The sequence below is a fragment of the Lysinibacillus zambalensis genome (assembly GCF_040183165.1).
GTDB lineage: Bacteria > Bacillota > Bacilli > Bacillales_A > Planococcaceae > Lysinibacillus > Lysinibacillus zambalensis.
This window is the reverse complement of the sequence record NZ_JBEGDG010000019.1, coordinates 78,487-98,477: the sequence shown is the minus strand read 5'-3', so window position 1 is coordinate 98,477 and position 19,991 is coordinate 78,487. Positions and strand designations below refer to the sequence as shown.

Here is a 19,991-nt window from a genome sequence, read left to right as displayed (position 1 = left end):
TATTAATCATGATTTAAGTGGCCTTCCAAAATCCCCCTATAATTTATTAAACCCCCCCGCGCTTCCCCCCGCAATCGGCTTTGTGCAAGCACAAAGCCGATTCCAGACACAATTATGCCGAGGCATAATTGATTAGAAAAACGTCGGAAACTACCGACGTTTTTTATTATCTTCATCCATTCTGCCATCATAGTGGATGAGGGTGAATGCAAGTATATTCCCTTAACAATAGGTGTCTAACAGTATCAATGACAAGATTTATTGATATAATAATGATAAGGGATATGTCTAAACGGGGGTGGCGTTATGTTCGAGGGGAAATGCTTAATTGTCGAAGGCCGTTCGGATAAGCTTCAAATTGAACCTATTTTAAATGAACATGTTAAAATACTTTGCACGAATGGTACAATTGGTGTGCATCAATTAGAAGAGTTACTTGATCCATATGAAGGCTGTGAGCTTTATACATTTTTTGATGCAGATACATCGGGTGATAAGCTACGAGCATTAATGGACAGACATTATCCAGAGGCTGAGCATTTACGTACTATGCCAACATATAAGGAAGTAGAGACAACTCCGAGAAAGGTGTTAGCGGCAATCTTAATTCGTGCGCATTTCTCAATCCATAATGAATATATTTTGTAAGGTTGCGTGAAAAAATGGAAGAATGGTCAAAAGAGCAGTGGGACGTGGCTATTCAGTCGGGTGAAAAGGCTGCTTTTTATTTATATACACCAATGTGTGGAACGTGTGTAGTTGCATCGAAAATGATGTCGGTTGTTGAGCAATTGCTACCACAGCTACAGGTTGGTAAAGCGAATATTAATTTTATCGAACAAATCGCTTATGATAATAAAATCGAAAGTGTACCGTGTTTACTTGTATGTGAAGGCGGAAAAGTGACGGAAAAGGTTTATGCTTTTCAATCTGTACCGTATTTATACGAATTGTTAAAAAAATAAATTGACTGAACTTTACTCACGTGGTAAAGTACGAATATACTAAAAAATATAAATATATCGAACTCTTATAAAGAGCGGCGGAGGGAAGTGCCCTATGAAGCCCGGCAACCATCACAAAGTGAAAAGGTGCCAAATCACCCAAAGATTTTATCTTTGAAAGATGAGAGAACGGTTCAGCGTATAAGTTACGTGACCCCTTCTACTTGTCTATAGTTGAAGGGGTTTTTTTACTTCTTTCACCGAAACACCCGCTGAAATAGAGGAACTCAGTCTAAGAACGCCACATCCTGTGGCAACGACTGAGTGACCAACGTCATGTTGCTGCCGCTGCGTTATCACTACGCTTTCGCACAGAAAACATTTGTTGGCCTAAAGCCTCCGGCGGATGTCATGGAATCGAAAAGGATTTCTTTGTGCAAGCACAAAGTCGATTCCGGACGCAATTATGCCGAGGCACAATTGATAAAAAAAGGAGAATTCGCTATGATTCAGCTTCAAAATATTACGAAGAAATACAAAACCTCGAATGGCGAATTAACAGCAGTTAAAGACGTCAACCTTTCTATCGATAAAGGTGAAATTTATGGCATTATCGGCTATAGTGGCGCTGGTAAAAGTACAATGATTCGCTTGTTAAACGGTTTAGAAAAGCCTACATCAGGTACGGTAACGGTTAACAATCAAGAATTTTCATCCATAAAGGGGCAAAAGCTTAGAAATGCTAGACAAAAGGTCAGTATGATTTTCCAACATTTCAATTTACTTTGGTCTCGAACTGTTGCGGAAAACATTGCTTTCCCACTAGAAATCGCAGGTGTTCCAAAGGCAAAACGTGAGGCACGTGTGAAAGAATTGATCACATTAGTTGGCTTAGACGGACGTGCTAAAGCGTATCCATCACAACTATCAGGGGGACAAAAGCAACGTGTAGGCATCGCTCGTGCACTTGCTAATGATCCAGAAGTATTGTTATGTGATGAGGCAACATCCGCACTCGATCCGGAGACAACAGATGCTATCCTAGATTTACTTGTCGATATTAATGAGCGACTAGGTTTAACGATCGTGTTAATCACACATGAAATGCATGTTATTCGTAAAATTTGCCACCGTGTAGCGGTTATGGAAGCTGGAGAAATTGTAGAACGTGGTGAAGTATTACAAGTATTCCAAGCGCCACAAGCTGACATTACAAAAAAATTCGTTTCTCAAATTACAGATACGAAGGAAACACAGGAAACTGTGGCACAAATTAAAGCAAACTACCCTAATGGACAACTTGTAAAGCTAATATTTGTAGGAGAAAAAACAGAACAGCCTGTCATCTCACATCTTGTGAAACAGTGTGATGTAGAAGTAAGTATAGTACATGGTAATATTTCGCAAACTAAAAATGGCGCGTACGGTACACTTATCGTACAAATTGAAGGCACAGAGTCGAATGTTGCAGCTGCACTGAGCTACTTGCATACAGTCGAAGTACAAACGGAGGTGATTGCCAATGCTAACTAGTCTCTTTCCGAATGTTGACTGGGAAAAAATGTGGGAAGCTACGTATGAAACGTTGTACATGACAACAATCTCTACGGTGATCACATTTATACTTGGATTAGTAATTGGGATCTTATTGTTTTTATCAAGTCCTAACCAAATATGGGCCAATAAACTGGTGAACTTTTTAACAGGCTCAATCGTTAATATTTTCCGTTCGATTCCGTTTATCGTTTTGATTATTTTATTAATTCCGTTTACGAAATTTTTACTCGGCACAATTCGTGGAGCAGATGCGGCTTTACCGGCACTAATTATCGGAGCTGCACCATTTTATGCGCGTATGGTATTAATTTCATTACGTGAAATCGATAAAGGCGTTATTGAAGCGGCTCGTTCAATGGGTGCTAAAACGTCAACGATTATTTGGAAAGTATTAATTCCAGAATCGTTACCAGCGCTTATTTCTGGTCTTACTGTAACGGCTGTAGCACTTGTTGGCTATACTGCGATGGCAGGTATTATCGGTGCAGGTGGTCTAGGAAACTTAGCATTCTTAGATGGTTTCCAACGTAATCGCCAAGATGTAACTTTAATGGCGACTATATTAATCTTAATAGTAGTATTTATTATTCAATGGATTGGCGACTTAATTACAGCCAAAACAGATAAACGCTAAAAAGGCGCTAATGACAAAAAAGCGTAGCTCGCTACGAACATCCAAAAGGTTATTTCGGTTTTATACCGCTAACATATTTTAAATTAGTTAAAAGGGAGTGCAATAAAATGAAGAAATTATTAGCAGGATTATTTTTATCAGTATTAGTATTAGCTTTAGCTGCTTGTGGTGCTGGTAAAAAAGATGATACAAACTCAAACGCATCATCTGGTGATAAATCAGACAATAAAGAAAATGTAACATTAACAATAGGTGCTTCTAATACACCACATGCGGTTATTTTGGAAAAAGCAAAACCGGCTTTAGCTAAAGAAGGTATCGATCTTAAAATTGAAACGTATCAAGACTATGTATTACCAAACCAACATTTAGAGTCAGGTGAACTTGATGCAAACTATTTCCAACACTTACCATTTTTAGAGCTTAGCATGAAAGAAAATGGCTATGACTTTGTAAATGCTGGTGCCATTCATATTGAACCAATCGGAATTTACTCTAAAAAATATAAATCTCTTGAGGATCTACCAAAAGGTGCAACAATTTTACTTTCTAGCTCAGTGTCAGACCACGGTCGTATGCTTTCATTGTTAGAAGCTAAGGGCTTAATTAAATTAAAAGATGGCGTCGATAAAACAGCAGCAGAAATAAAAGATATCGCAGAAAACCCTAAAAACTTCAAATTCGATGCAAATACAGCTCCGGAAATGCTTGTACAAATGTATGAAAATAATGAAGGCGATGCAGTTTTAATTAACTCGAACTTTGCAATCGATAACAACATTAATCCATTGAAAGATGCAATTTCTCTTGAAGATAAAGAATCTCCTTATGTAAATATTATAGCTGTACGTGCTGGTGATGAAACAAAACCAGAAATTAAAAAATTGATAGAAGTATTAAAATCTAAAGAAATCCAAGACTTCATTATTGAAGAATGGAAAGGTTCAGTTGTACCAGTTAAATAATTTGAAATTGATCGATAAGGGTATGTAAGTATAAAACTTACATACCCTTTTTCCTTGTTATTAAAAGAATTTTAAAAGTTGATTTTCACTCCGAGTTGGCGCTTTCCCCGGGTTTGGCTTCACTCTTCCCATCGCAGTATAAGTCGACAAGCTGGAATAAAATAGAGTTTTTTTGAGTTTGAAAGGGTATGTAGTTTAAAAGATTACATACCCTTTCTTCTTACTGTAAAAAGGCTGTCTTTTATCAGAAAAATATAACTTTTTGTCAGGGAAGGTATTATTCTGTAGTTTATAGCAAAAATATAATAATATTTTACAAGTAATCGATTTACCAAAAATTTTATATAGAAATTGTTTAGTCATATTTATTACTATAGTTGTTGTGTTTATAAATCAAAAGAATGATAGAAAAATAATGAAGAAGAATACAATGCTTCTTCCATCAACTGGAGTGAACACAAATGAATAAATTAATCGTTGCGGAAGATATCATGCAAGAGCATGAGGTGAAAGGTTATTTTGAAATTTTGCGTGAGAGTGTTATTCGTTCACGTTTAACAATGACTGCAGTCTTTTTTAAAGTAGCGAATTCCTCACAAGAAACTGATATAGATTGTAATCAAGTAAATCATCAAATTTCAGCTTTTCTAAAATCTAAAATACGAAAAACAGATTTACTTTTCCAACTAGCAGATGGCATGCATTGGGGAATATTTTTTCTGCAAAGTAGTGAAGTAGAGGTAAAAGCATTTTTAAAACGGATTTTCGCAATTCTAACGCAAGAAAGGGAATTTCAACAAATAACGTTAAAAGCTTCCGTTACTGAAATAAGAAATAATAATGTTGATTTTGAAACATTGTTAGAGAAAAATAAGCACAAACTAGCTGATGAAGAACAGCCAACTTGGTCAGTAGAACAGGTTACAGATTATCGTGTACAACCGATGGAGCAAGTAAAGGTTAGCATTATTGAACAGAATGAAATCTTTAGAAAGGTGCTAGAAACGACACTCGAAAATTTAGACATTCCTCATTATACTTTTGACGTGTCGACCTATGAGGATGGCTATGATTTTTTACAGTCCGATCACTATAAATCTGGCCATATGCATTTAGTTGTGATGAACGATATTTTACCACGTAAAAATGGCTTAGAAATTTTGCACATTTTGCGAGAAATGCCGAATGAGAAAAAGTTCATCATTTATATGATGTCTGAACGAAACTCAGAGGGTGCAACACTGAATGCTTATGAAGGTGGTGTCGATGAATATATCGTCAAACCATTTAATTTACGTTTGTTAGAAGCAAAAATTAAGAAGACTTTTGCGAGGTTTTGGCTATGATCAAGCTGTCGATCCCTTTTCTTTTAACGGTCAGCGGTGTTTTATTAACAGTTCTATTTTTATTTACGATCTATATACTTGTTCAGCGCAAGCGGGAGATTCGTTTTGCAGAAGTGCGTGATACTTTTTTACAAAACTCTTCACAGCAATGGTACAACTATTTAATCAATGATGAAATTTTCTCTATAGTGCTTGTACCCAGAGGGAGAGCTCAAGTAGCAGCTATAGAAATAATCTTTTCATCTTATTTGAAAAATATAAGCAATGAAATAGTTGAACACAAAATAAAAGAGTTTTCTAATCTCTATTTAAAAAAGTTTTATGAAAAGGATTTGTCCAGTAAACGATGGAGCATTAGGATGAATGCTTTATATCATATTGCTGATTTACAGATAGAGGATTTATTAGAGGCATGTCTTCAATTCGAAAAAACCAAAATTTCGGAGGAGGAATATTTTCAACTGTTAAAAATTTACTCTCTCTTCCGACCTGAAATGTTTATCGAAAAAATTAAAGAATCGAACATTCATTATTCTGAAAGCGAGTATAGAAGAGTATTTGTCTTGTTAGAGGATGACGTATTTATTCGATTATTTGAAGACTTTAATAGTTGGACAACAAATATCCAATTTGCTGCAATTGATACTGCAGCTGTCAAAAGAAATATACAATACATTGATCAGTTAAAACAGCTATTAACGCATGAGGTTCCAGAAATACAAATCAGAGCATTAAAAGGTCTTTATGAAATTGGTGTAATTGATGAAATCGATCCTTATGTCCCATTTGTGACATCAGATATTTGGGAAATAAGATTAATGGTTGCGAAAATCTTTAAGCATGTACCACTAAACTATACCTATGCTTATTTAGAACAGCTTCTTCAAGATGAAAATTGGTGGGTTCGCTCACAGGCTGCTAAAACAATTGCAGAAAATAGAGATGGAATTGCAAAATTACAGCAATTTATGGAGTCCTCAAATGACCCATATGCAATTGACATGGCTCGTGAAACAATCGTCAGAAAGCGAGGGAACAAATGAAAGTATTTTTAGATTTTTGTATGTGGTTCTTTGGTGGATTTATTCTATTTTATATGTTGTTTGTTATTGTTTCGTATTGCGCCATGTTTGTTATCGCCATGCTAGTTATGCGAAAACGCTATAAATTAGACCCCTCAGAGTATGATGATGCGCATACAGATGCCTTTTACTCAAAACCAGTATCCTTATTAGTCCCTGCTTACAATGAAGAGATTGGCGTTGTAGACACAGTCTATTCATTGTTGAATTTACGATATCCACAAACGGAAATTATCATTATTAACGACGGGTCTACTGACTCTACACTACAAACCGTAATCGAGCATTTCCGAATGAAGCCCGTTGATAAAATTGTTCGTACACATATCCCTACAAATCAAGTTAAACAAATTTATGAATCTGAAATCTATAAAAATTGTATTTTAGTAGATAAAGAAAATGGTGGTAAGGCAGATGCATTAAATGTAGGTATTAATGTATCTCAATATCCATATTTCTGCTCTATTGATGGTGATTCAATCTTAGATGAAAAATCATTGCTTCGTGTGATGAAGCCGATTGTTTTATCTGATGGTGAAGTGATTGCGGCAGGAGGAAATATCCGAATTGCCAATGGCGCAAAAATGCAGCTTGGTTCCGTTACTGAAACACACTTATCAAATAATTACTTAGTGATTATGCAAATAATAGAATATGCGCGAGCCTTTTTAATGGGGCGAATAGCTTTAAGTAAATACAATCTTGTGCTTATTATTTCGGGAGCATTTAGTGTGTTTTCGAAGGAATGGGCTGTGGAAGCGGGCGGTTATTCAACGAATATTATTGGAGAAGACATGGAGCTTGTCGTGAATATTCACCGTTTGATAAGAAAGAAAAAAGAAAAGAAACGTATAGAATTTGTTCCAGATCCTGTGTGCTGGACTGAAGCACCTCAGTCATTAGGGGTTTTGCGAAACCAGCGTAGACGTTGGCATCAAGGATTATTTGAAAGCCTATGGAAGCATAAGACGATGACGTTGAATCCTAAGTATGGCTTAATAGGCTTGCTTTCATTTCCATACTTTTGGCTAGTAGAATGCCTAGGTCCACTAGTTGAGTTAGGTGGTTATATTTATATCATAGTGGCATTTTTCTTAGGGAAAATCTATTATGAAATAGCCATAATTCTGTTACTGCTTTTCGTTATTTATGGGGTGATATTTTCAATAGCTTCTATATTATTCGAAGCATGGATTTTGAATACTTATCCGAAACCGAGAGAGCTACTACGCATGATACTTTTAGCATTTACTGAAATTTTCTGGTATCGACCACTCACTCTTTTTTGGCGCTGTGAGGGATTAATTCGGTTTGTGCTAAGAAGAAGCGATTGGGGCAATATGAAGCGTGTCGGCATCGGTGAAAAGGAGAAAAGTGTATGAAGCGTATATATATAGGAATTATAGTCGTTCTAATTCTCGTTATTACACCTATAGCATGGTGGTATTTCAGCGATGAAAAACCGCTCAACGTTGCGATTCTAGATAAAACGGTTCCGAATGAAACTTATCGAGAGCATTTAGGTGTGAACTGGTTTTTAAACCATTATAAATACACGATCGATGAGCATCCGTATGATGTACAAAAAAATTACTTTGGTACACTTCCGAATGATAAAACGAAGAACGTGTCAGAAAAAAAGTTTCCGACTGACTATAGTAATTATGATGTTATTTATTTGGCTGATACGTACGGCGTTTATAAGGATGATTTAGATGAAAAAAAGCGCTTAGGTAAACGTTCAGAAAAAATTGTAGGCGGCTTGGAAATGGATGAATGGCAGTCTATAGTAGATCGTTTAGCAAGCAACAAGAAAAGTATGTTAATTGCTGAATACAATACATTTGCATCACCGACGTCAGCGGAAGTTAGAAAAGAGTTACAGGATTATTTAGGAATTTCATGGTCTGGATGGATTGGGCGATATTTTGATGAGCTTAATTATCATAAAAATACGGAAATTCCACAATGGGTCATAGATGAACATGGTGATAATTGGCCATACAAAGGCGGAGGCTTTCTTCTATTTAATGAAATTACAGAAAAGCTCATTGTGTTAGAGTTGGACAAGCATGTAAACACAGAAGGTATTCAGGTGCAATTTACTGAAGAAGGGAAAAAGTTCTTCAACACCTCTGCTCGTGCAGAATATGGCTATTGGTTTGATATTATCACACCTAAATATGCAGAGGATGCTCTTGCTAATTATGAATGGGACTTAACAAAAGAAGGGGAAAAACTATTAGAGGACAACGATATTCCACAGCAATTTGCGGCAATCGTTTCACAGGATAAACGCTACACGACAAGCTATTATTTTGCAGGAGACTTTAACGATATGTCCCGTGTGCCGACCCTTTACAAAATAAAAGGATTACCGACCATTTATAAATATGCTGAGAAGTATGCAGATAGTTCGTTTTATTGGTCAATTTATATACCAGTCATGCATAAAATTTTTGAAACGTTTGAGCAAAAAGAAGTTCAAGAAACCGTTAATCATGGCAAATTAAATTATAACGCACGTATTAAGGGCGAATCATTTGAAGTCTTACGAGATGGAAAATGGGAGCCGATAGTCTTTAAGGGCGTTAATATCGGTATGGGTAAACCAGGAGCATTTCCTGGCGAGGCTGCTATTACGGAAGAAGAGTACTATCGATGGTTCCGTCAAATTGCTGACATGAATGCCAATACGATTCGTATATATACATTACACCCGCCAGGTTTTTATCGGGCACTTGCAAAATACAATGAAGAAAATCCAGATAAACCACTGTATGTATTGCATGGTGTATGGATTAATGAAGAAGGTTTGGTTGATTCATTAGATGCCTATGATGAAGCTACTCTAAAGGATTTTCAACTTGAAATGAAACGAATGGTGGACGTTATCCACGGTAATACTTATGTGAAGCCAGTAGCAGGACATGCCTCAGGATTATATGATGTGGACGTTTCAAAATATATAATAGGCTGGGTGCTAGGAATCGAATGGTATCCGCAAATGGTTGTTGGTACGAACGAGAAACACGCTAATATAGGTGAATACAATGGGACGTATTTTGAAACGAAAAATGCTGCACCATTTGAACATTGGTTAGCCGAGCAAATGGATCTTATTACTGTTTACGAGAAGGATAAGTATAATTGGATCCGTCCAATGAGTTTCACAAACTGGGTAACAACCGACTTACTAGACCATCCATCTGAGCCTTCTGAGGATGAGGATTTGGTAGGCGTAAATCCAAATGTTATCTATACGAAAGGTGAGATGCAGGCACCAGGTCAATTTGCTTCCTATCATGTTTATCCTTATTACCCTGACTTCTTTAACTACGATCAAAAATATTTAAATTATAAAGATTTCCGGGGCAATAAAAATAGTTATGCAGGGTATTTAAAAGAACTACATGAAGCGCATAAAATGCCTGTTCTTGTTGCAGAATTTGGAATACCTGCGGCTCGTGGTATGACACATGAAAATGTTTATGGCTGGAATCAGGGCCATATGTCCGAACAGCAACAAGGTGAAACGCTACAACATTTATATGAAGATATTATGCATGAAGGCTTGCTCGGAGGCCTAGTCTTTACATGGCAGGACGAGTGGTTTAAGCGGACGTGGAATACGATGGATTATGATGATCCAAACCGTCGACCATTTTGGTCTAATGCACAAACAAATGAACAGCAATTTGGCGTACTAAGCTTTGATCGATTTAAAGTAAAAGTAGACGGCGATACTAAGGAATGGAAAGGTACTCAAATGTACAATACCTCACCTTCTGACTCAACAGATTTTGCTGTCGATTATGATGAAAGATATTTGTATCTCAAATTAAAAAGTGATGTTTTAGAAAAAACATCACCTCGTATTTTACTTGATGTAGTACCAAATCAAGGGAATACTTCAGCTACATCAATAAAAGATATGACGTTTTCAAATGGCGTAGATTTTATTGTGGAATTAAATAAAAGTGGAGACTCTCGAGTGGTCATAGATGAATACTATGATTTCTATGATTATTTTTACGGTCATAATATAAATCTGATTCCACCTCGTATGGCAGTTCCAACAAAAAATAGTGGTAAGTTTGCACCAATTTATTATGTGTTAAATAAAGAGTTGTACTTACCAGAGCAAAACATTACTACTGATTTCAGTCATTATGAAACAGGGAAGCTGCTTCAAGGGAATGCCAATCCAAAAGCAAAAGATTATAATTCGTTAGTAGACTATACGTGGACGGATGATAATGTGATTGAGCTACGAATTCCTTGGCTACTAATCCAAACTAGAGATCCAAGCCAGCGTGAGTTTATGGGGGACTTATATAAAGATGGAGAGACAGCTTCGACGAAAGTCGATAATATTTATATTGGTGCGGTCTTTGTAGATAAAGAGGGCAAAACTGTAAAATCTTTACCAGAGACAAATGGCCAAGTCTTACCGAAACTCTCACCTTATACTTGGGAACCATGGCAAACGCCTAAGTTTGATGAGCGTTTAAAACAATCATATTATATTTTACAAAAATTATTTAAAGCATATTAAATGAGAGCTTAGGATAGGTGATTTTTTTGCCTATTCTAAGTTTTTTTTGGCTCATTACTAAAAGTTGGGATGTTATTTGTTAAAACGTATGATATATACGTTGATCTTCGTTACGAATGGGCGATTCCTTAGAGATTAGCAATAGAGGAGCGGAGGTTAAAAACATCACATCCTGTAATAACGCCTCCGTGACCAACAACAAACGTTTTATCTGTGCGAAAGCGAAGCGACAGCAACAAAAGTTTTAACTGTGCGAAAGCGAAGCGACAGCAACAACAGTTTTAACTGTGCGAAAGCGAAGCGACAGCAACAAAAGTTTTAACTGTGCGAAAGCGAAGCGACAGCAACAAAAGTTTTAACTGTGCGAAAGCGAAGCGACAGCAGCAAATGTTTTAACTGTGCGAAAGCGAAGCGACAGCAACAAATGTTTTAACTGTGCGAAAGCGAAGCGACAGCAACAACAAAGCGTCCAGTCGGAACGGAAATCAACCCCGCATTATGGTGAGGAACTATTTTTATTTAAAAATACAAAAATATTTTACAATTCCGTCTATTTCGTAAGCTGTATATTCTTGCAACTGTATATGTTAAATTACTACTAATACATTCGAGAAAGACAGTTGTTTTTTTAAGGAGGACATTTTAGTGAAGTTTAAATTTGGTCTATTGGCAAAAATTATTGTCGCTATCTTTTTAGCGGTAATACTTGGAGGTTTTATGCCAGAGTCATTTGTACGTATATTTGCAACATTCAATGGCTTATTCGGTAATTTCTTAAATTTTGTTGTACCACTTATTATTATTGCATTTATTGCACCGGGCATTGCTCAGCTTGGGAAAGGCTCAGGAAAATTATTAGGTTTGGCAACATTCTTTGCCTACTTCTCAACAATCATTGCAGGCATGTTCGCCTTTTTAGTAGCGCGAAATGTGTTGCCTAACTTCATATCAAATGGTGCTATGGAAAGTATGAAAAACCCAGAGGAATTTTTAGCACAGGCATTCTTTAAAGTTGAAATGCCGCCATTAATGGGTGTGATGTCAGCATTAATTTTTGCATTCATCGTAGGGATTGGTATGACAGTCATCAAAGGCGATGTGATGAAACGTGGTTTTGAAGAGTTTAATGTAATCATTGAAAAGTTAATTTCATTTGTCATTATTCCACTTTTACCATTTCATATTTTTGGGATCTTCTTGAACATGACATATGGAGGTCAAGTAGCAAAAATATTATCTGTCTTCGCAATTGTCTTCGTACTTATAATTGCGATGCATTGGATCATCTTGCTAGTGCAATACACTACTGCGGGAACTTTAAATAAGAAAAATCCGCTTAAGTTACTTCGAACAATGCTACCTGCGTATTTTACAGCATTAGGCACACAATCTTCAGCGGCAGCTATTCCGGTTACATTGCGACAATCACAAAAAACAGGGGCTTCAGAAAAAGTAACGAATTTTACAATCCCACTGTTTGCAACTATCCATTTATCAGGTAGTACAATTACAATCGTAACTTGTTCTTTAGGTGTTATGATGATGAACGGTATGGATATAGGCTTTACACAATATATCGGCTTTATATTTATGCTAGGTATTACAATGGTTGCTGCACCTGGCGTCCCAGGAGGAGGAGTCATGGCAGCAATAGGTTTACTGCAAACAATGCTCGGCTTCGATGAAACAATGGTTGCACTAATGATCGCACTGTACATAGCACAAGACAGCTTTGGTACAGCTACAAATGTAACGGGAGATGGTGCATTAGCCATGATTGTTGACCGTTTCAGCAAACCAACAAATTAATTAATAACAGAGTGAACGGATAGAATAACAAAAGAAAAAAATCGCCTGCTATGGCGATTTTTTTTTTGTTTAGGACGCGAAATAATGTGGAAATTCTCTTGCAGATTAATTAGAGAGTACTACTTTTCAAGATAAATAGCTAATGGAGAATATAAAGCGTTACGGATTTAATGGTTAATTAAATAGCGCACATTTTTTAAGACTAGGAAAAATTTTTAGTAATAAATAATTAAAAATATTTCTTGTTGAAATTTAATAAAATTACATGTTTATGTAGGGATATATCGAAAATTAGTAGTTCTAAAGAAAGGGAAAATGGATTTAGCTAGGAGACTGGTTATTGGTAAAATAGTTATTTTTTCATTTAAAAAGTAAATTGTATAGAAAATGTTAAGTTTTGTTTAGTACTATATATGTATTAGAGAGATTCGCATTTTGGATTTTAGGATAATGTTACTTCGTTAGATGTGCGATGAGGGAATACATGTACGGAAAATGAATCATAAATGAAATTACAATTGTAGAGATAATCTTCGAATTAGGCTTTTAACTTTCTTTAAGCAAATGTTTTCGTAGCGAAAGTGAAACGCCAGCTACAAGTGTTTTTCGTAGCGACGTGTAGGCCTATGTACAAAATCAATTCTGGACGCAATTTTGCCGAGACATAATTGATCATAACTTAGACAAAGGAGGAATTTGTTTATGGGGATAAAAATTGAGTTAAGGGGATTAGCTTTATCAAAAAAAATCAAAACAAAAAGTGCAACAATTGGAATTGTTGGACTTGGTTATGTGGGGCTCCCATTAGCCCTGGAAATCGTCAATAAAGGCTTTGCAGTAATTGGCCTCGACAAAGATAATGAAAAAATCACCAAATTAAAAAGCGGTAATAGTTATATTGCTGATATGTCTAATGCAGCCATAGAAAAAGCGGTTAATGAACAGAAATTTAAGCCGACAAATGATTTTTCTAAACTTACACAAGTAGATATTATTATTATTTGTGTACCAACACCTACAACTGCAGATGGAACACCTAATATCTCGTATATTGTTGATGCATCAAATGCAATCGTACAGAACGTATCCTCAAATACTTTAGTTATTCTTGAAAGTACAACTTACCCTGGAACAACAGAAGAAGTAGTTCAACCAATCTTAGAAAATGGTAACTTTGTTATTGGACAAGATCTATTTTTAGCTTATTCACCTGAACGTGTCGACCCTGGAAATTTTAATTTTTCAGTTTCGAACACGCCTAAAGTAGTTGGTGGAATAACACCATCTTGTTTAGAAATTTCTAAGCTTTTTTATGAATCAGTAATCAATACAAATGTATTTGCTGTAACAAGTCCAAAGGTTGCCGAAATGGAAAAGTTACTAGAAAACACATTTAGGCAAATTAATATTGCTCTTGTTAATGAATTAAGTCAGATTTGTCATAAGATGGATATTGATGTGTGGGAAGTTATTGAAGCAGCTTCGACAAAGCCTTATGGTTTTATGCCATTTACACCAGGCCCAGGAGTAGGTGGTCATTGTATCCCGGTTGATCCTAAATATTTATTATGGGCTGGCCAGCAACATGGTATTGCTGCAACTTTAATTGAGACCGCTGATAAAATAAATGATTCCATGCCAAGCTTTGTAGTTACAAGACTTGAAAGTTATTTAAATGCGCAAGGTAAAGAGATAAGTGATGCGGAAATTGTAGTGATTGGAGTTTCCTATAAGCCAAATATTAATGATTTTAGAGAATCACCAGCATTACGTGTCATTGACGAATTAATGGACAAGCAATGTGGGCTAAATGTTATTGATCCATTTATTGATACGTTTACAGTTGGTAATTACATGTTGAATACAGTTTCACTTACAAAAGAAATCATTCAAAAAGCAGATGCTGTAGTCATTTTAACGAATCATACAACTATTGATTATTCTTTAATTGATCAACACGCTGCTTTAATTTTTGATACACGTAATACCCATTATTTATTCGAGAATGAAAAATACTACAAATTATAGGAGGGATTCTGTGAACGCGAGTCGACTAAAAATATGTAGTCTATTATTCATTTTATTTTTAACAGGATGTCAATCGTCTGCTCAAACTAATCAGATTCAACCAGTTGATTCAACAATTGAGGTGAAGGAACATGATGGGACAATGAGTGAAATTTATAGTCATGCGAGTATTCTTAGTCCGAAGATAGCATTAACCTTTAATGGGCTTGCTGACAATGAAACAATGCAGAAGCTATTAAAGGTATTAGACCAATGTAACATGAAGGCAACATTTTTTGTAGAAGGAACGCGAGTGGCACAAGATCCTGAGTTAGTGAAGGACATTTTAGCAAAAGGTCATGAAGTAGAAAATGGTACGCTGACGTTTCCTGATATGACCGATTTAAATTATGAAGAAACCTATAAAGAGATTTATTTAGCAAATCAAGTTTTTGAAGAGCATCTAGGTTATACACCAAAATACGTCCGAAGTCGTTCTGGTGACTCAACTGACAATATGCGTTTAGCAACTAAAACGCTCAATATGCAGGGAGTCGTAGAATCTTCCATTAATCCGAAAGATCGAAATATGCAAAGTGCCGAAGAGATAACGGATTATATTCATCGTTTTATCAACAGTGGATCAGTCATTCATTTAAACACATACATTAATCCTGCAATTATTGATGTTGTACCACTATTGTCTCAATTGGGGAAAGAACAAGGATATGCATTCTCTACATTAACAGACGTATTAGATGAGCAATATATAGTAAAATCCTTAGAGGCAATAGAAGGTTATGACGCGATTAAAGTGAATCCGGATTATGAAAATGTAAAACCAAATATGTACTACCGTAAAAATACTTCTAAAAAGGAAGTTGCTTTAACCTTTGATGATTGGGCGAGTGAGGAGAGACTTAAAGAAATTTTAGATGTTCTTGATAAGTATAACGTTCACTCTACATTCTTTTTAATTGGCAAAGGTGTGGAAAAGGATCCACAACTAGCGCGATTAATTGTTGAGGGAGGCCATGAGATTGCAAGCCACTCCTACAGTCACCTTGATGTTACGACAATGACACCGGAGGAACTCCAAGAGGATGTCGTGAAGGCACATAGGGCGTTAACATACGCCTTACAGGAAGAACCTTTACTGTATTTCAGACCTAATAAAGGTGCTATTAATGAAGAATCAGCGAAAATTATTGCCGCAACAGGTATCAAATCCATTGCCATGTACGATATTGCATCATTCGATTGGAATTTAGAATATAGCGTTTCAGATATTTATAATCGTGTGATGAGTAGGATTGGTCCAGGAAAAGTAATTGTTATGCACATTTTAGATGGTACAAAAACAGTTGAGGCTTTACCAGTAATCATTGAAAAGCTGCAAAAAGATGGATATAGCTTTGCAAAAATGTCGACTTGGATTGAAGAAGATTCAAATAAGAAAGTGAATTGATAATCATGAATAAGAAAAAAGAGATTTTAACGATACCGCGCTCTGATCGACGAATTTTATCGAATATTCCTGACCCAGAAAATGTACGAAATCTCGTTAATCGACGAGGTGCTTCGTATCAAAAGGAAGAAATCGATCCTACAGATGTCAATGAAATATATCGATTACAGCTGTTAAGTTTACGCTATGAAACTAATTTTGAAGTACAAATTAAAAGAGTAAAGCAAAAGGTTAGTGACAAACATTATGCGGAGGATATTTCGGTTACAGGTATCCTTATATTTTCAAATAGTCCTACTAATTTTGTAATAGATGAAATTATTACAATGAAATTTACTATACCTGGTGGTGCGATGCCTGAGGGCTATGAATCTAAGGTAAAGGTAAAAGCGAAAGTTGTTCGTCATTTTACGAAAGAAGTAGATGGTGAAACTAGATGCTATTATGCATGTGAATTTCTACAGCCTTTAAATGACTATATGACTAAAAAACGTTGGGGACTATCAATCTTTGTGGCAAGTTTATTTCTATTGATTGTTTCTCTTATTGTGGTATTAATGAGGGCTGAAAGTGTTATTTATTTCAGATTCAATAAATTCCTATATCTATATAGTATTATTGCTGCAACATTTCTTTTAAGCCGATATTTATTCGGTATTTTCTATAGGAATGTCCCGATAAATCCTCAATTTGAACCTGGCGTTTCTATTATTATTCCAGTGTTTAACGAGGAAGAGTGGATTCATAGAACAATTTTAAGCTGTATTAATCAGTATTATCCTGTAGACAAATTAGAGGTAATTGTCGTAGATGACTATTCAACAGATAGAACTGAGGAAAAAGCAAAGGAAATGATTGAACTTATTCATAGTGAGGGTGAGCGTTTTAAAACAAAGAATCGTTTAAGTTTTCATAAGCTACCTCAAAATGGGGGGAAACGTGAGGCTCTAGTGGCCGGAGTGCATCTAGCCAAACACGATTTAGTCGTTTTCGTAGATTCAGATAGTTTTTTAGAACCTCATGCTATTCGAAATATAGTGCAGCCTTTCCAAGATCCTAAAATGGGCGGTGTAGCTGGAAGAACAGAGGTTGAAAATAAATTTACAAATGCTCTGACAAAATTGCAAACCGTTCGCTATTATATAGCCTTCCGGATAATGAAAGCTGCTGAGTCTTGGTTTGATACAGTAACTTGTTTATCTGGTCCATTAGCATGTTATCGAAAAGAGCTTATTTTAAAGAATGAATCAGCATGGTTAAACCAAAAATTTCTTGGACAACCCGCAACATTCGGTGATGACCGTAGTATGACAAACTATATTTTAAAAACACATCGAACGGGATATCAAGACAATGCCGTATGTTCTACAATTGTTCCATCAGATTCAAAAGTCTTTTTATCTCAACAAATGAGATGGAAACGATCATGGCTACGCGAATCGTTACGAGCATTTTTATTTATGTGGAAGAAGGAACCTTTTATGTTTCTTTTCTTCATCATCGGTTTAATCGTACCGATAGCAGCCCCTATTGTTGTTGTTTACAATCTACTTTACGTGCCAATTATGCATGGCGTTTTTCCAACTACGTTTTTAATGGGCTTGTTCCTGATGGCAATGCTAATGAGTTTGGCCCATCTTTTCTTTAGAAAAAGTAAGTTATGGACATTTGGCTTTATCTTTGTACTTTTCTATGAATTTATTTTGCTGTGGCAAATGCCTGTTGCATGGGTTACATTTTGGAAATCAACATGGGGTACGAGAGAAACACCTCAAGATGTCATCGCCAAAGAAAAGAAATTGGAAAAACAAAAATTGCGAAAATCCCGATTTTCGATTCTAAATAGAAAAATGGGTGAGAAGAAATGAGTGAAAAAAATGTTGTATTAAATCCAGCGAAAAAAAATCGTAGGAAAATAATACGATCCATTGTTCAAGCGATTATCGTTATATTTTTAGCGATTATTTTAATCCGTGTAGTGTTTTTAACAGAAAAAAGGGTAGAGGAAACGGTTCCTCTAGAAAATAAAGATGGTTTCATCGCATTATCATATTTTGGTGTGAGCAGAGGCGAGTCTCCTAAATACGTATCTAAAGAGAATTTAAAAAAACAACTAGCATTACTTGAAAGTCAAGGTTATCAAACAATTACTCAGCAAGATATTTTAGATTTTTATCAGAAAGACAAACCGTTGCCAGAAAAAGCTTTGTTTTTATCATTTGAAGATGGACGGACAGATTCTAGTATATTTGCTCAAAACATCATGGAGGATCTAAACTATAAAGCTACGATGTTTACGTACGCCAATAAAATGGATACACGGGACAACAAATTTTTAAAGCCGAAAGACTTATTGCTCATGGAGAAAAGTGGGTATTGGGAGTTGGGCTCTAATGGGTACCGTCTAACATATATAAATATTTTTAATAATAAAGGACAGTCGTTAGGTGTAATAGATGAAAATAATGTGCCAAATAAAACGACTATCGAATATTATAATCATTATTTAATGGACTTCATCCGCAATCAATATATGATACCAAGTGAAACGCGACAGGAAATGGAAAAACGTATCCAAAAAGATTACAAGCTAATGCAAGATATTTATGAGGAGGAATTAGGAGAAGTTCCTAAAGCTTATGCGATTATGCATGCCAACTCACTTTATAATAATATGGATTCGTTAGTTGAACGTGCGAATAATAAAGAAATTAAAGATAAATTTAAAATGCATTTCAATTTGGAGCTAGGGGCATATAATGATGCGGATGCTAATCTTTACAACTTAAGTAGATTGCAAGTTTCTCCTTATTGGTCTACTAATCACTTGATGATGAAAATACGCCAAGCTAGTAAGCAAAATGTAGAATTTGAAGTCGGAGATCCTAAACGAGCAAAAGAATGGTCTGTCATGAATGGTGCAGCAGAATATGAAAATAATGCGATTACTATAACATCTGCACCCGCTAGTGAAGGTCGGGTAATATTGAAGGAAACACTTCCAGAGCAATATCATATAAACTTTGCCTTTAAAGGGAATGTCGTTGGACAACAATCTATTTATTTAAACTATGATAAAAAAAATGATAGCTATATTCGGGTAGCATTAATCGATAATGAGATTGTTGTTTTTGAGAAATCACCAGAATCAAGCGTTGTAGAGAAGGGGCGTTTCCCGTTAAATGAAATAAAGTGGAATGAAGAAGAGTATGCATTTAATAAGGCTACTGTATACAATTATCAGGATACGCAAAAAGGCTCTAGAATTGATAAGGAAGAATATCCACGAAACCTAACAAAAACAAGAGAATTTAACATTGCTGTTAATAAGGATAAAATTAAGATAGACGTAGATACGGTATTATCCAAAACAATACAAGTAAATCCTGATATCCAAGGATCACAAATTGGATTTGGTGCGATGTTCAGCACAAAAGAAACTTCGCATGAACAGTATGCAGATGATATTTATGATACATTCATCGAAGATATTTTGATTACAGATAGTAACGATCGTACACTTTTTACTAACCAATATACGAACTTCGATAAAGTAAAGCACAAAACAATGACTTTGATTAATAGCGTTGTGGATTTCTTTATTGAAACCTTCTAAAGCGG

Annotated in this window: 14 protein-coding genes and 1 riboswitch; all 14 genes read left to right on the top strand. The window is 35.7% G+C overall.

Going from position 1 to position 19,991, the window contains the following annotated elements:
- Positions 1–306 precede the first annotated feature (306 nt).
- The 14 genes from ABNX05_RS20335 (at position 307) to ABNX05_RS20270 (ending at position 19,986) form a co-directional block, all read left to right on the top strand.
- Positions 307–648 carry a toprim domain-containing protein gene (locus ABNX05_RS20335; protein WP_349661369.1) on the top strand — a complete coding sequence of 114 codons (342 nt, stop codon included), beginning with the start codon at positions 307–309 and terminating at the stop codon, positions 646–648.
- A gap of 14 nt (positions 649–662) precedes the next feature.
- Positions 663–965 (top strand): thioredoxin family protein, encoded by a 303-nt coding sequence (locus ABNX05_RS20330; protein WP_349661368.1) that lies wholly within the window; start codon positions 663–665, stop codon positions 963–965.
- Between the two features lie 62 nt (positions 966–1,027).
- A riboswitch (SAM riboswitch) is annotated at positions 1,028–1,132 on the top strand.
- 316 nt (positions 1,133–1,448) lie between these two features.
- Positions 1,449–2,477, top strand: a complete 1,029-nt coding sequence (locus ABNX05_RS20325) for a methionine ABC transporter ATP-binding protein (protein WP_349661367.1) — start codon at positions 1,449–1,451, stop codon at positions 2,475–2,477.
- Entirely contained in the window at positions 2,467–3,135 is a 669-nt protein-coding gene (locus tag ABNX05_RS20320; RefSeq protein ID WP_349661366.1) for a methionine ABC transporter permease, read from the top strand. Before ABNX05_RS20325 ends, ABNX05_RS20320 begins: the two co-directional genes overlap by 11 nt.
- Positions 3,136–3,242: 107 nt before the next feature.
- Complete coding sequence (locus tag ABNX05_RS20315; protein ID WP_349661365.1) at positions 3,243–4,100, top strand: MetQ/NlpA family ABC transporter substrate-binding protein; 858 nt, start codon at positions 3,243–3,245, stop codon at positions 4,098–4,100.
- 461 nt (positions 4,101–4,561) lie between these two features.
- Complete coding sequence (locus ABNX05_RS20310; protein ID WP_349661364.1) at positions 4,562–5,446, top strand: response regulator; 885 nt, start codon at positions 4,562–4,564, stop codon at positions 5,444–5,446.
- Positions 5,443–6,489 (top strand): HEAT repeat domain-containing protein, encoded by a 1,047-nt coding sequence (locus ABNX05_RS20305; protein ID WP_349661363.1) that lies wholly within the window; start codon positions 5,443–5,445, stop codon positions 6,487–6,489. The genes ABNX05_RS20310 and ABNX05_RS20305 overlap by 4 nt, the downstream gene beginning before the upstream one ends.
- Complete coding sequence (locus ABNX05_RS20300) at positions 6,486–7,910, top strand: glycosyltransferase family 2 protein (RefSeq protein WP_349661362.1); 1,425 nt, start codon at positions 6,486–6,488, stop codon at positions 7,908–7,910. Before ABNX05_RS20305 ends, ABNX05_RS20300 begins: the two co-directional genes overlap by 4 nt.
- A complete protein-coding gene (locus ABNX05_RS20295; protein WP_349661361.1) occupies positions 7,907–11,086 on the top strand; it encodes a hypothetical protein in 3,180 nt (1,059 codons plus the stop codon). Before ABNX05_RS20300 ends, ABNX05_RS20295 begins: the two co-directional genes overlap by 4 nt.
- Positions 11,087–11,731: 645 nt before the next feature.
- Positions 11,732–12,895, top strand: coding sequence for a dicarboxylate/amino acid:cation symporter (locus ABNX05_RS20290; RefSeq protein WP_349661360.1), 1,164 nt, complete (start codon positions 11,732–11,734; stop codon positions 12,893–12,895).
- 702 nt (positions 12,896–13,597) lie between these two features.
- Positions 13,598–14,923 carry a nucleotide sugar dehydrogenase gene (locus ABNX05_RS20285; RefSeq protein ID WP_349661359.1) on the top strand — a complete coding sequence of 442 codons (1,326 nt, stop codon included), beginning with the start codon at positions 13,598–13,600 and terminating at the stop codon, positions 14,921–14,923.
- Positions 14,924–14,933: 10 nt separating this feature from the next.
- On the top strand, positions 14,934–16,370 hold the full coding sequence (locus tag ABNX05_RS20280; RefSeq protein ID WP_349661358.1) for a polysaccharide deacetylase family protein: 1,437 nt from the start codon (positions 14,934–14,936) through the stop codon (positions 16,368–16,370).
- 5 nt (positions 16,371–16,375) lie between these two features.
- Positions 16,376–18,238 (top strand): glycosyltransferase family 2 protein, encoded by a 1,863-nt coding sequence (locus ABNX05_RS20275; protein WP_349661357.1) that lies wholly within the window; start codon positions 16,376–16,378, stop codon positions 18,236–18,238.
- The gene (locus ABNX05_RS20270) at positions 18,235–19,986 is read left to right on the top strand and encodes a polysaccharide deacetylase family protein (protein ID WP_349661356.1); all 1,752 of its coding nucleotides are present in this window, start codon (positions 18,235–18,237) and stop codon (positions 19,984–19,986) included. The genes ABNX05_RS20275 and ABNX05_RS20270 overlap by 4 nt, the downstream gene beginning before the upstream one ends.
- Positions 19,987–19,991 lie beyond the last annotated feature (5 nt).